This window comes from Undibacterium hunanense (assembly GCF_014284335.1).
In the GTDB taxonomy this organism is placed as follows: Bacteria; Pseudomonadota; Gammaproteobacteria; order Burkholderiales; family Burkholderiaceae_D; genus Undibacterium; species Undibacterium hunanense.
This window is the reverse complement of sequence record NZ_JACOGF010000094.1, coordinates 1-255: the sequence shown is the minus strand read 5'-3', so window position 1 is coordinate 255 and position 255 is coordinate 1. Positions and strand designations below refer to the sequence as shown.

Here is a 255-nt window from a genome sequence, read left to right as displayed (position 1 = left end):
AGGTAATCGAATAAGCTGCTGGCAACTTGACCTCTCGGGCGACGACTTCCTGCATTTCATGTACGGCTGAACTCAGGTCACGATCGCGGATATCCACATACACCCATCCTGACAGACGGGCATTTTCGCTCTTGAGCATGGGTGGGCCGTCGTCGATGCGGATTTCAGCAACATCGCCAAGTTGGATTTGAGCGCCGCGCTCGGTAAGTACAGGCAACTGGCGCAGTTTCTCAACAGAATCGCGTACTTCCCGGG

The 255-nt window shown here is 54.9% G+C and carries 1 protein-coding gene; it reads right to left on the bottom strand.

Features of this window, described 5'->3' with window-relative positions:
• Window positions 1–255 (bottom strand): efflux RND transporter permease subunit (locus H8L32_RS27470; protein ID WP_186951035.1); only part of this gene is annotated, 255 nt, incomplete at both ends.